Origin of the sequence: Prevotella sp. HUN102 (assembly GCF_000688375.1) — a bacterium.
Classification (GTDB): Bacteria; Bacteroidota; Bacteroidia; order Bacteroidales; family Bacteroidaceae; genus Prevotella.
The window spans coordinates 237,809-251,128 of the sequence record NZ_JIAF01000001.1 but is presented as its reverse complement, the minus strand read 5'-3'; the positions used below and the strand labels follow the sequence as shown (position 1 = coordinate 251,128).

Below are 13,320 nucleotides of genomic sequence, written 5' to 3'. Positions count from 1 at the left end.
CGCATAGAATTATGAAAAAAACACCTGTCCTACTGGTATTGATGATGGTTGCAGCCATTTTTATCGGCTGTAAGAACGAAAAGGCAAAGCCTGTCATCGAAAAAAGCACCACGGCAACCGAAGTAACGAACGACGGCGACTCCACCATCTACGGCGTTATGCTCGACGGTGGTAACCATTCGCTGCTGCTCCTGACCAACGAAGGAGACACGCTCGAATTTATTGAGAACCCCGACGACACCGTGGAAGTGGTAAAGGGAGGAAAACTTGCAGGCGATAAATTCGCCGTTATCAGCTACGAAGAATACGGAGACAGGATTCTTCGCAGTGCAGTGAACCTCACTTCGCTGCTCGGTAACTGGAAAAGTCTCGACAAGGATTTCGAGATTAAGGAAGGAGGAGAGATTCTTTCAAATATAGAGGCCGAACAGAATCCTTGGACCAACTGGAGAATCTACAACGGAAAACTCGTGCTTTCAAAAGACACCTTCGATATTATCGAGCTGAGCGACTCTATGGAACTCGGCAACAATAACGGAAACTTTGTTTTCGGACGCAGTAAGGCCAAATAAATGGAGCCGTTCAACGTACATATATTAGGCTGTGGAAGTGCCCTTCCCACGCTGCACCATAATTCCACTTGCCAAATTGTAGAAATTCGCGGCAAGTTCTTTATGATAGACTGTGGGGAAGGCACTCAGATTCAAATCAGACGTTCGCGCGTAAACTTCTCCAAAATTCAGGCAGTATTCATTTCCCACCTGCACGGCGACCATTGTTTCGGTCTGTTGGGAATGATATCCACCTTCGGAATGCTCGGACGCACGGCACCATTGCACGTCTACGCCCCCTCCAACTTCGAGGAATACTTGAAGCATTCTATGCAAATGTTCTGCAACAGACTGGAATACGAGGTGGTTTTTCACGGGCTTGACACGAAAAAGAACATTCAAATCTACGAGGACAAAAGCCTTACCGTGGAAACAATTCCCCTCGATCATCGCATAGCCTGTTGTGGATTCCTCTTCAGGGAGAAACAAACGGCACCCCATATCAGGCGCGATATGATAGATTATTACAGTATTCCCATCAGCCAAATCAACAATATAAAAGCCGGTGCCGACTGGAAGACGGAAGACGGCGAAGTGATTCCGAACGAAAGACTCACCACTCCACCCCTACCAGCACGAAGCTATGCCTATTGCTCGGACACGCGCTATATGGAGAATCTTCACACGATGGTTGAGGGCGTGAATCTTCTCTACCACGAAAGCACATACGCGAACGACAAGGCCGACAACGCAAAGCTGTATTATCACAGCACGGCAGAACAGGCTGCCACCGTTGCACGCGATGCAAGGGTCGGCAAACTGCTCTTAGGGCATTATTCAGCACGCTATTCCAACGAAAACCAACTGCTGAAGGAAGCCCGTGAGGTGTTCCCAAACAGTTTTTTATCGGACGAAGGTCAGTGTATAGCCGTGCAATAATTTCAATAGCCCCTTTTTAGAAAATCTGCGTTGTCTGCGAAATCTGCGAGAAAAATCTCACGCTGATGGCGCAGAAAACGTAGATTTCCTTTTTGCTTGATTTTTAAACAGAATCATCAGAGTCTATAAAACTGCGAATATTCTTTACAAAATGCTCTCCATAATTCAATTATTTCCGACAAAATATTTTTTGTTTTCAAATACGCGAGTTTTGAACGTGCAACCATAACTTGCTTTCTATCAAACCTCTATCCTCGCACGAGCACACTCTGTACGCCAGTTCGGGATAATAAATCTTAAAAAAGTTCCAGTTGTCTTTTATCTTCCAAATATACTGACAGCCCATCCGGTTTATTTTCAAAGAAACAATACGCCGCCAATGCCGAGCATAAGTTCATGATGAAATTATGTATCGACCTGTGTCTTGAATGTACAAGGTTTGCCTTGTTTTTCAATAACTCATTTATACACTCTATTATATATCTCTTTCGTAGCATGATTTTATCATACACAGGCATAAGTTTGTTTTTCATCTTTGCTTTCAGTCCGTGTACAAGATGTATTCCCTGCTCAAAGAGTCCCTCAAAGAGTTCCCGCTTGATATATCCCCTATCTGCGAATACTTTTCCATAGAGTACTTTTGTAAAAACAGACCATACCCTTCGATCTCTGTCATCCACGTTGGCAGGTGTAAGACAGAATGTTATGATCTCTCCTGTGTCATTGCAAAGCAGATGCAGTTTGAAGCCATGGCACCATCCCATTGTACCCTTTCCGCTCTTGGCAAAGCCCTCAAAAAACCTATTGAAATATCTTCTTACATTATGGCATACAGGTATCATAGTACTATCGACAAAGCTGATTCCCGTGCATTTGCCAAAGGCGTAAAGTTTCATAAAAGTAAGCATTGTAAAGAACTCCCGAGGCATAAGTTCCACAAAGCGATTGTAGGATACTGCGGTGGGAAAACATTGGGCAAGATGAACTTTCACAAAGAACAGATAATAATGTTTGAAGTTTCGGAAAGTCCCAAAATGGCAGCATAGCAAAATGGTCATAATCTCACTTTCACACATACGCCCCTTACGGTGTCTGACATGCTTGTAGCCTTCGTCTGTGGGAGCTATTTGAAGGTTTTTATTCAATTCTGCGCCTAAATTCTTGCAAAACTCATCAATAACACAGAAAATTTCTATAACTTTGTCTTCGGTAATCATCGCTTATATTGCTTGTAATTAATTGATATTCAACTGTAAAGTTACAAAAAATAAGCTAGATTACCAACATTTTCAACAACTTTCTTATCCCGAACTGGCGTAATATCAATGCAAAAATGGGATATAAAAATGAATAAAACAAATTTTATTGAGAGAAAAATAAAGTTTTAACAATTCATCACAATTTATCAGCAATTTCTGCGTTTTCATACATAACACAATGATTAAAAATTGATAAAACAGCCAATAAAACAAGAAAAAAAATACCAAAAACAGCAGATAAGGGAAAAAGTGCAAATAAAGCCGTAATTTTTAGTTTGCAACTATTGAGAAAAACCCTTATCTTTGCATCAGTTTTTTTAGTGGTTAATTTAGTTTTAGTATTGGAACCTTGGTTGATGCGATATCAGTCAAGGCTTTTTTTTGTTTATATCCCAAGCCAAGAAAGAATTGAATATATCTGCATTTTTCTGAATTTTGTTTTTTATCTTTGCAGAAACAAATAATCAACAGATTGACAGCAATCGGTTGTAAACAATAAAACGTATGAAAAAGTTTATCCTATCAGCTTTCTTTATAGGGCTGCTTGCAAGTAGTGCAAGCGCACAGGTATTGTATAAGATTTCAGGGAAAGACCTGAAAAAGCCGTCTTATATAATAGGTACACATCATCTTGCCAATGTTGGCTTCATCGACAGCATCAACGGCCTGAACGATGCGCTCGCTGCCACCGAACAGGTTTGCGTGGAAATAGCCGCCGAACAGATGATGCAACCCGAAAATATGCAGACCGTTATGAATGCTTCCACTATGAAAGACGGACAAACGCTGACGGATTTGCTCTCTGCCGACGAACTGAAACGGCTCAACGCCCTGCTGAAAGAGCTTATGGGAGTGGATTTCAGCAATCCTCAGGTGGCTGCACAGATGAATACGCTCAAGCCGTCGATGCTCCTCAATCAGCTTTCCATAATGCTGTATATGTCGAAGCATCCGAACGATTACGCCCCAAATTCGCAGTTCGACAATTATTTCCAGATAAAGGCAAAAGAGAACAACGAACCGGTGCTGAGCCTTGAAACGTTGGAGTTCCAGATGAATCTGCTATTCAACGGCACGTCTATCGAACGGCAGAAAGAGAGTCTTATGTGCTTGGTGGACAACAGAGCATTCTCCGAGATGATGATGGAGGAGATGACAAAGGCTTACTATGCGCAGAATCTCAATGGGCTGAAAGAAACTATGGATCTGAAAATGGGAACAAGCTGCGACGGAACTCCCGAGGAAATGAAGGCACTCATTGACGACAGAAATACAGACTGGCTCACAAAGATGCCTAAGATTATGACGGACAAGCCTACATTCTTTGCCGTTGGGGCGGGACATTTGCCCGGCGACAAGGGTGTACTGAACCTTCTGAAGGAGGCCGGCTATACTATTGAAGGAATAAAATAAATATAAAATGGAACATTTACCTCTTAAAGATACGGCAATGCTCGTGTCGGCAATCAATTTTCTGCTGCGCGACCACGAATTTGAAACGCTCGAAGAAATCTGCTACCACTTCAACGTGGATCAGGAAGAACTCGTGGCACGCCTGAAGTCCGAAGGATTTGAATATTCAGAAGAACAGCGCAAGTTCTGGTAACGGCATTACGCCATATTTCAAGCAAGAGGGTGTGTAAAATAGGCATACCCTCTTTTTTCATTCTCCATTCTTATGTGGTGCGATGGCAGCAAAAGTCTACTCGTGTTCTGTTTTGACTCAAAATCCAATGCACGGGGGTATTGGATTCTATACCACAATGGGCTTGCAATTCCTCCTATACCACTTTGTTGAAGTTTTCAAGTGCCCACGCAAATAGGTTGTTGAGGCAGGGCATAAGCGAACGCCCGAGGTCGGTGAGGGCGTATTCTACACGTGGTGGCACTACTGCGTAGATGGTGCGACTTACCAAGTGCGATGTTTCGAGTTTTTTAGTGCCTGCGAGAGCATTTTTTGTGAACAGTCGGGTATGTGGCGTTGTATTTCGGAGTAACGCATCACGCCACTCTCACTATGGTCGAGCGTAGAAAGGATGAGCATAGACCATTTGTCGCCAAACTTGCTGACAACCTGCCTAATGGGACAGGTATCGTATTGCCGCTGATTGAATTGTTGCATAGTGTTATAATGATTTGTATATGCAAAATTAGCCGTTTCTAACCATAAAAGAGTATGGAGGGGTGCTAAAGTTGTGTTAATGTGAGTTAAACCCAGTTTCGTACAAGCTGTTAAACATCCTATTTCCAACCCAGAGGTAAGCATCTAACCCATCGGTACGCTCTTGTACAAGTTTCTGAAAAGGCTTACTTTTGCATCATCAATAACAACAAATCAATAATGAAAAGATGAAAGAAATGAAGAAAATAGCCGAGGGTGCCAATTTCGGCGCAGTAGACTTCGGTAAGATGAGTGAGTTACAGGAATACGTGTTGCCCTTTGGAGACATTCAGATTCTGGGCAAAGTATTTGGCGGACAGGCTGTGGGTGCTGTCGCTGGCGAGTTTTCCTTCCAAGTGTTTCAGCCCGACACGGAGGGTGGTTTCTATCACAGTCATAAGACTCACGAGGAACTCTACTTCTTTCTCTCTGGCCAAGGCGAGTTTCAAGTAGATGGCGTGAACATCCCAGTACAGGAGGGTAGCGTAGTACGTGTGGCCCCTGCCGGCAATCGTGCCGTGCGCAATACGGGTTCCGAGCCTTTGGTAATACTCTGCGTGCAGTATAGCGGCAATGCCTTTACCGAAGACGATGCTGCCGACGGTGTTATTCTTCAGGAAAAGGTGAAGTGGTAAGCATAGTGTGACGATGCGCGAAGGAGGGTGTGCCCAAATAGGCATATCCTCTTTGCGCAAAAAAGAGGTGTGCCTATTTTGACACACCCCCTTTTTCTATAAAAACTTCTCCTCTACTTAGTAAGCAGAATAGTTATCTTCATCAGAATATTCAGGTTCAGCGTACTCATCTACGTAGGTTGAATCTGCTGAATAATCTTCATATCCTGCCGTTGAGTCTACGGCTATATCGCTTATCGCCGTCGAATCGGCAGCATAGTCGTATGAAGGTTCGACTGTTTCACGGCTTTGAGCATATTCGTATGCCTCTTCTACGTATTCTGCAATAAGTTCGAGAGGATTCAAGTCCTTGTTCTTGAGATAAATGCGAACTACTATCTTGCCTTCGCCTTCATAGTAAGATTCGGCATAGTCATAATCCTTGGCTAATTTTTCCAATACTTTCTTGTCTTTTTCCAAATCTATCTGCTTAGCCAATTTGTTAAATAAGCCGAAATTAAAGTAAAGATAAGTCTTTTTGCCTTCTATTTTAGACTTATCCAAGGCGTGTTTAGCAGCTTGCACATTACCTTTTGCCTCTCCAAAGAAGTAATAGAACATACCCTTTTTCATACCAAAATTGCTGTATGCAGTTGGTGTTGGCTTTGCTCCGTTATCAAAGTAATCGCCATAATCATAGGCAACAGGTTGTGCAAAACTGTTTTTACCCAGTGATTCATAGCTATCGCTGCTGCCATAGAGATTTTCCTTGACAAAATTCAACACATTTTCATTCGGTGTCTGAACAAAAAAGCCCATTTCAGGTGTATTATTGTTGTTTATCATACCTGTCAGCGTCATTGCCACATCGCCGTCAATGCCTTCAAACAGCTTACGAATCTCCTTTTTATCTCCAGAATCCAGTTTCTTAAACAAGTCATTGTCCTTCAGCTTATCATAAAAGCCCTTGCCATCCAGACCGGCAATCATAACGAGACCTTCGTCTGAAATACACTTCAGCATATCGCCCGAAATATTCTTCATATATTTCTCTGTTTCCTTGATGCAGTTCTTCCAGTCCTCAGACTTTGTGAGAACTTCACCTGTCATTGTGATAACGCCTTCATCAACAGACACGTCTGCCAAATAAGAAACCTCTGCCAAATCCAATTTCCTTGGGATACTCTTCTTGAAATCGTCCAATTCATAGCTTTCAATTTCATCAAATCCCTTGCCACTAACCAGCATCTGAACGATGCCATCCTTGCCGCAAAGCGTCTTCATATCGTCAGACTCTGCCATAGTGCCCTTAGTATCGGACGACAGGAACAGTTCTTCCAGATCCTCCATCTTCTTTTCCTTGTCATCATCGCTGTATGGCAGCTCAGTAAAGATAAAATAATCATCGTTGAAATACCAAGCATCATTGCCCTTTACCAAGTAACTATACTCTTTCTCATTGCTGACTGTTTCGCCATCTTCTCCATATTTATAGATAGCGTTGAGCAATTCTGTGAACTTTTCCTTGTCGTCAACAGAACCATAAAAGCTCGGTACTGTACTATTTTTCTCTGGAGTAACGGCAAGCATAAAAGGATCGGTAAAGTCTACACCCGATTCTTGTGGATTTTCCATAATAGCCTCGAGCTTTTTGCGAGCTTTGTTCTCAAGACCACTCTCTTTCAAGGTCTCATTGAAAATCTTTTTCAGACGCTTGTTGTCTTTCAGATTACTCTTCTCAATAATCTGCCTTGTGTCAAAGCTCAATACAATGGCGGCATCTTCCGAAATAATCTTGGTGTACTTAGGTGCTTTGGAACACGATGCCAAAAGGAAGCCTGCACACAGCAGAACAAAAAACAAATACTTCTTCATAGATTATTAATTTATTAGTTACTCTTAAATAATAATTAGCACAGCGATTAATGCAAAAGTAATCAAAAAAAACGAAACAAGTATAATTTCAATCTTTATTTTCCAACAAGCAGTTTGTTAAACAAATATTTAAAGTTCTGTAAACCAAAAGGCATCCATTCCAGAACTGGAATGGATGCCTTGTATTTCAAAAGTCTTATCCGAGTTTCGGATTAAAAGAACTCGGATAGAGTCCTACCGTTTTATTCTGCCGGCACTACAAAACGGTCGCCAGTCTGTTCAGCCAATGCCTTACGGGCAGCCTCGCTCATTCCGGGACGATCAACACGTTCGCCCAAACCTGTTGGAGTCTTCAGGAACTTGCCGTTCTTCTCTGGCTTGATGGCCATATCGTTGTATTTCACGATAAGATAATAAGCAAGCTGACGCCAACGGCTCAACATTTCTGCACTCTTCTCAACTGAATAGTTGTCGAGATACTTTAAGGCAGCAGCCTTGTCGGTGTTGTAGAGCGACTGTGCTTTCTCTTCCACAGCCTTCTGGTTGGCAAAATAAGAGTTTTCCAACGAATCGCGAACTTCCTTCAAAGATGGGAAGAGCTGTGAATAGCGTGGATAAACCATATTGCTCACCCAGTTGCATACCCAGAAAGCATTCTTGTCTGAGAAGGTTACTGCGTCGGCTTCAGGCGTATTGAAGCATTCCGGCTGCGTGGTATTGCCGCAATAGATGGGCACATAGGCAACCATATTGCCGTCGTCATTGCCAAACCAGATGATACCTCCGATTTCGCGAGGCAACCAAGAACGCAACTGGCACACATAGGAGAATGCACTCTGCTGTGTGGATGCAGGACGCTCTGTGAAATACTTCTTGCCGTTATATTCAAAGTACAATGGGGTCGGACGGTATGGCATATCCCACAAACCCTGACCGAGGTCGTTGTTGGTGCTCAATGCTGTGCCTTCGTAGTGGTCGCGCATACAGTTCTCCATCATTGCAACATCCAGTTTCTTGTCAGGAGCAATCCACAATGGCATATCTTCGGCATTTGGATCCTTGCCCAAAGCCCAAGGCAACCATCTTGACATATCCTTGAAATGGTTGAAATAGCTCCATACGCGTGCATCGCAGAAACGGCGGCCGCCGAAATCGGGTGCTGCATAAACCTGCTTCCAGTTGAAATCCTTATCCTTACCCGTGAACCATCCCTTTGAACGTGCATACTTGATGCAGTTCTTTGAGGTAATTACCTCGGTATTGTAGGTAGAGAACTGGCCGATACGGCTCTGGTTGGCGTGTCCGGAAATCATTCCATCTGGAATTTTCACTGCCACCCATACTATCTTCTGCTTGGCATCGCCGCCACAACCTTGCATTTCGAGAATCCAGACTTCATTCGGATCGGCTACGGTAAAGCTTTCGCCACTTGAATTGTAACCGTATGTTTCTGCCAAAGTGGTCATTACCTGAATAGCCTCGCGTGCAGTCTTGCTGCGCTGAAGACCGAGATACATCAATGAACCATAGTCTATCGTACCCGTCTTGTCGATCATCTCGTCGCGACCTCCGTATGTGGTTTCGCCGATACTGACCTGATACTCATTGATATTGCCAATCACATTGTAGGTAACTGCTGCTTCGGGAATGAATCCGTGGCTCTCGTGTGTGTCGTAATCGATGATTTCGCGCTTCGCTCCCTTTGCGTGAGTGCCGGCAGGATAGTGGCAAAGTCCTGTGAACAAGCCGTAATCGTCGGCACTGTAAGTTACGAGCACTGAACCGTCCTTCGTTGCACCTTTCGTTGCAATAAAGTTCGTACAAGCCTCGGCAGTAATAAAACCTGCTGCCAGAAGCACTGTGAATAATAGTTTTTTCATAATCATATAGTTTAAAATTAATAATTTACTGACTAATATATTATCGACGAGGTTGTTTCGCTTCTGTTTCCTCTGTTGTCTATTGCCACGATGCGCAATGTTCTCGTCTGCCCGGTCTTCCTGAAAGGCGTATCTTCAAGATTGCAAGTGATAAACTCCCTGTGCTTGCCATATTCAAAAAGAACGAATTTGTTGTCAAGACATGCCTCATAGGAGCTTACACCGCTCTCGTTGTCAATCAATTTGAACATAATGTTGCGTGGATTCTGGCTCATTGGCGTAATCGTCGGAGAGATATTGTCGTAATAGACATAGTAGACATTAGCCAATTCCTTCACATTGCCCGTAAGCCAACCGTTTTCAAACACGCCACCACAATATTTTACCACTGCCTGACTGTCGTTTACGGCTTGCCTTGAAGCGAGGAAGAGCTTGTTTGGATCGGGAACAGCCTTTTCTATCCTGATACTGAGCTTTGCAGCAGACAATAACGGGAAGGACTTGACGGAGAATCTGTAACCTTTGGAAAATGCCTGTGAGATGTTCATATATTGAGGAGACAACAGACAGTTGGCAGGAATTTGATTTTTGCCGACCGTCAGTCTTGCCCCTTCAAAAGCAAAACTGTAGTCTCGGCTATACAGCAAGGCGTTACTGCCACTTGGTGCTGCAACCGGCACTATATCAGTCCGTTCTCCTTGTACCACAAACTCCTTTACGCTCTGATTTCCGTAATAGTCTTTCAGTACGTATTTCAGATGATATTCTCTTTCTTCATTGAAGTTGATGATTCCGTTGGCTGCATCGGCCCGCAATATCGGCAGTTTGTTCGTTGGGTCGATAAACGATTTCAGAAACCAAATTTTGGTCTTCAGATAATGGTCGTAGTCTCCCCAGATATTAATCATCGGATTCTGATGCTCGGGAATGCCGTTTACGTCGCTACGAAACACCAGTTTATCATCACAATACAGCTCTGTGTATCTCACGCCGTAGTTGTTGTAGACCGAATCCATATTATCGTGGGCAAAGATTCCGAAGCCAACCTTTCCCAAAGCCTTGTATGTTCCCTTTGTGAAAGCAAACACCTTAGAGTCCTGAGAATGTTGGAAAACGCCTTCCCCAGCTTGCGGATACGACTTGAAAGAGTAGGCAGTAGGGGCTACATTGTCTTTAAGTATACCCCCGAGAGCGTTTAATGGATCCATCAGTATCCCAGTCTTGGTTTGTTGATATTCCAAATGCAGGTGTGGACCTTGCGACGAGCCTGTGTTCCCGCTCAATGCTATGAATTGCCCTTTGCGAACAGGAATTTCTCCCGGTCGGAACTTTATATCGCCGTTGAATTTTCTATGCTTATACTGGTACTCCCTTACCTTTGCCTGTATCTGTGGAGCAAAACGATTCAGATGCACGTAAACGGTTGAATGTCCGTTGGGATGCGCCACTACCAAGGCAAAACCGAAGCCGTATTCTTGTACGATTGCACGAGAAACATAACCGTCTGCAACGGAATAAATACCGAGATTCTCTGCCCGATTGGTCTTTACGTCGATGCCTCCGTGGAAATGATTAGGACGTGGTTCGCCAAAGTTTCCGGCCAACTGCACAGGAATGTGTACAGGCGAGCCGAAAGACAAAACTGATAAAAGTAGTCCTAATATATATTGCATCTTTTCTTATATCTCTTTTATTAAAACAACAATGGGCTTAAATCTTTTTCCCGTCCTTATAGGCTGTCAGCTTTCCATTTTCACGAATGACGGTAACTGTTCCTCCAAGCCATTCCGTCATTGCAAGTTCCTGTTCGAGCTGTTGCCACGAAATTACTTCTCCGTTCTCTACTTCAATCAGTCCCGGACTGTAAGCCTTTCCTTCTATGAGGATTTCGTTTGCGGCATATCTCTTCATCGCACTGACTGGAGAGGTAAATTACGTTCTCTCATTGCATCCTGTGGCGTCCGCTGCACATTGGTATTGGAAGTTCCATCAGAAGGAGCATTCGGATTTACGGGTTCTCCACCAACGGTTCTTAACGGCTCGGCATTCAGTGAATCCTTATGTCCGTCTTCAAGTTCCTCTTTGCGCAAGTGTACCTTTATCAAACGGATGTTGGTAAGAATCAGGAGCTTGAAGGTTGATGTCGTTTCTTGCGGATGACTCATCAGGAAAAAGCCTCTGACAGATTTTATTTTCAGGCTGTCTCCACTCGATATCGACATTGTCTGCCGGGAATCGGACATTATATGCTGTGATTGCGTGTAGACGCTGTCATTGTCGTAGGTTACGCTCATCACAAGAATGGCGTCTCTTGAGCCGTCCTGAATGATGAATTTAGAATCAAAACTCATAACCAGTCGGTCTCCCTTATGGAAGGACGTATCGGCTTCTATCGTGAACGATTCGTAGTTTGCAGGGGCATAAGGCGACATAACCATTGCTTTCGACTTGTTCCAAATATCGGTGGTATCGCCTTTCGCCATCATACCACCATATTGAATCAAATCGTTCTCAGAGATTCCCTGCTCACGTGCCTCGCCTTCCATCCTCACGGAAATCTCCTCATAAATCTTCTGCAACTTTTCCGTGTGGCGCATATAATACTGAAGCGAACCGTCGAAATCCTCTTCGGTAACTTCGTGTTTCTTCAATACTGCCAGTTTGTACGCCTTCTGTTCAGCAGGCGTACTTCCTTTCTGCTCTGAAACCGACATAGCGATATGATAGTCGTAGAGAATTTCCTCCATATCACCCGGTTGAATATACTCCGAAGGAATCGTCGGCTTGCACGAAACCAACAATATTACTTGTAAAATCAAGAAGATATATAACTTTATTCCTTTCATAAATATCCAACTCAAACTGTTTTTTACTCAATAACCTCGCTCTCCTCCTCCACCGTTTCTTTCCCGGGAATATATCCGTTGAAATCCTTCCGGTAGAAAATGAAAAGGATGAACACGCCAACCGTGATGCAGGCATCGGCAAAATTGAAGATTGCCGAGAAGAACGTAAACTCTTCTCCCCCATTTATCGGAAACCATTCAGGGAAGGTTCCGTGATAGATTGGGAATGAAAACATATCGACAACGTTGCCCATCAGTACGGAAGAATAGCCTTCGCCCCACGGAACCAAGGTGGCAGGCTCCGCATTCATAAAATACGGCTGCGAAGCTGTGAATATTTCACCGTAAAATAAAGAATCGAAGATATTGCCCGCAGCACCGGCATAAATCATTGAAAGCACGATGATATAGCCAAAGCGTGCCCCTTCCTTGATTTTCTTCCATATATACCACGACATTGCACCTACGGCAACGATTCGGAAAATACTCAAAAAGAGCTTGCTTCCCAATTCCATACCGAAAGCCATACCACGGTTTTCGATAAATTCGATATGAAACCAGTCGAAAATCACGATGGATTCGCCGAGACTCATATTGAGCTTCACGGTAATCTTTATAACTTGGTCGATGACCAGCAACAGAAGGATTACCAGACTGGTGATTATCGTTTTCTTCTTTATATTCATTATATCTGTGAAAGAGCTGCCTAACTCAATGAAGAATAAGCAGCTCCCTTTTAATCTTTGGAGTTTAATGATCTTTGTTTGCCTGCTTTGAAGCAACGCTGAGCGTTGCGTGAGGCACAATTCTAAGTCGTTCTTTCGGAATCAGCTCGCCTGTCAGACGGTCAATGCCATACGTCTTATTGTCTATTCTCACGAGAGCTGCCTGCAATCCCTGAATAAACTTCTGCTGACGCTGCGCCATCTGCACCAATTCCTCCTTTGTCTGATTGGAACTTCCTTCTTCCAATGCCTTGTAAGTAGGCGATGTGTCATTGATGTCATTCGTATTCTTATTCATAAGAACCTTCATCGTCTCTTCGTAATCAGACTTTGCCACACTCAGTCTCTCATTCACTATGACGCGAAATTCCTCGAGTTCCTCGTCATTATAGCGTTTCTTTGTTTCCATAAGGTAGTAAGTTAAATAGGATAATATTTTTAGATTAAAGTCTTTTTGAGAAGTTTAAAAG

13 protein-coding genes and 1 pseudogene are annotated in these 13,320 nt (G+C 43.5%); 5 read left to right on the top strand and 9 right to left on the bottom strand.

From position 1 onward, the window contains the following. Window positions 1-11: 11 nt before the first annotated feature. Together P150_RS0101185 and P150_RS0101180 are read left to right on the top strand one after the other, a co-directional pair. Window positions 12-572: a hypothetical protein gene (locus P150_RS0101185; RefSeq protein WP_028896122.1), complete on the top strand. Its 561-nt coding sequence runs from the start codon at window positions 12-14 to the stop codon at window positions 570-572. Further along, entirely contained in the window at window positions 573-1,490 is a 918-nt protein-coding gene (locus tag P150_RS0101180; RefSeq protein ID WP_028896121.1) for a ribonuclease Z, read from the top strand. Window positions 1,491-1,786: 296 nt separating this feature from the next. Here P150_RS0101180 and P150_RS0101175 read toward each other — a convergent pair whose 3' ends face one another. After that, window positions 1,787-2,707: an IS982 family transposase gene (locus P150_RS0101175; RefSeq protein WP_028896120.1), complete on the bottom strand. Its 921-nt coding sequence runs from the start codon at window positions 2,705-2,707 to the stop codon at window positions 1,787-1,789. A 546-nt stretch (window positions 2,708-3,253) separates the two neighbouring features. Between P150_RS0101175 and P150_RS0101170 the strand changes: the two genes are divergently transcribed. Together P150_RS0101170 and P150_RS0101165 are read left to right on the top strand one after the other, a co-directional pair. After that, a complete protein-coding gene (locus tag P150_RS0101170; protein WP_028896119.1) occupies window positions 3,254-4,162 on the top strand; it encodes a TraB/GumN family protein in 909 nt (302 codons plus the stop codon). A 7-nt stretch (window positions 4,163-4,169) separates the two neighbouring features. Next, window positions 4,170-4,355, top strand: a complete 186-nt coding sequence (locus P150_RS0101165) for a DUF4250 domain-containing protein (RefSeq protein WP_028896118.1) — start codon at window positions 4,170-4,172, stop codon at window positions 4,353-4,355. 175 nt (window positions 4,356-4,530) lie between these two features. Here P150_RS0101165 and P150_RS15620 read toward each other — a convergent pair. Then, a pseudogene (locus tag P150_RS15620) lies at window positions 4,531-4,871 on the bottom strand (winged helix-turn-helix transcriptional regulator). 227 nt (window positions 4,872-5,098) lie between these two features. Between P150_RS15620 and P150_RS0101155 the strand changes: the two are divergent. Beyond that, window positions 5,099-5,545, top strand: coding sequence for a cupin domain-containing protein (locus P150_RS0101155; protein WP_028896117.1), 447 nt, complete (start codon window positions 5,099-5,101; stop codon window positions 5,543-5,545). A 117-nt stretch (window positions 5,546-5,662) separates the two neighbouring features. Here P150_RS0101155 and P150_RS0101150 read toward each other — a convergent pair whose 3' ends face one another. From P150_RS0101150 to P150_RS0101120, 7 genes are all read right to left on the bottom strand, one after another. Beyond that, on the bottom strand, window positions 5,663-7,399 hold the full coding sequence (locus P150_RS0101150; RefSeq protein WP_028896116.1) for a DUF4836 family protein: 1,737 nt from the start codon (window positions 7,397-7,399) through the stop codon (window positions 5,663-5,665). A gap of 242 nt (window positions 7,400-7,641) precedes the next feature. Further along, window positions 7,642-9,279, bottom strand: a complete 1,638-nt coding sequence (locus P150_RS0101145) for a dipeptidase (RefSeq protein ID WP_028896115.1) — start codon at window positions 9,277-9,279, stop codon at window positions 7,642-7,644. A 32-nt stretch (window positions 9,280-9,311) separates the two neighbouring features. Beyond that, entirely contained in the window at window positions 9,312-10,952 is a 1,641-nt protein-coding gene (locus P150_RS0101140; protein WP_028896114.1) for a M23 family metallopeptidase, read from the bottom strand. A 37-nt stretch (window positions 10,953-10,989) separates the two neighbouring features. Then, window positions 10,990-11,190, bottom strand: a complete 201-nt coding sequence (locus P150_RS0101135; RefSeq protein WP_028896113.1) for a hypothetical protein — start codon at window positions 11,188-11,190, stop codon at window positions 10,990-10,992. Continuing rightward, window positions 11,187-12,125 (bottom strand): DUF4296 domain-containing protein, encoded by a 939-nt coding sequence (locus P150_RS0101130; protein WP_028896112.1) that lies wholly within the window; start codon window positions 12,123-12,125, stop codon window positions 11,187-11,189. Before P150_RS0101130 ends, P150_RS0101135 begins: the two co-directional genes overlap by 4 nt. A gap of 23 nt (window positions 12,126-12,148) precedes the next feature. Beyond that, window positions 12,149-12,811 (bottom strand): lipoprotein signal peptidase, encoded by a 663-nt coding sequence (locus tag P150_RS0101125; protein ID WP_028896111.1) that lies wholly within the window; start codon window positions 12,809-12,811, stop codon window positions 12,149-12,151. Window positions 12,812-12,875: 64 nt separating this feature from the next. Next, window positions 12,876-13,259 carry a molecular chaperone DnaK gene (locus tag P150_RS0101120; protein ID WP_028896110.1) on the bottom strand — a complete coding sequence of 128 codons (384 nt, stop codon included), beginning with the start codon at window positions 13,257-13,259 and terminating at the stop codon, window positions 12,876-12,878. Window positions 13,260-13,320 lie beyond the last annotated feature (61 nt).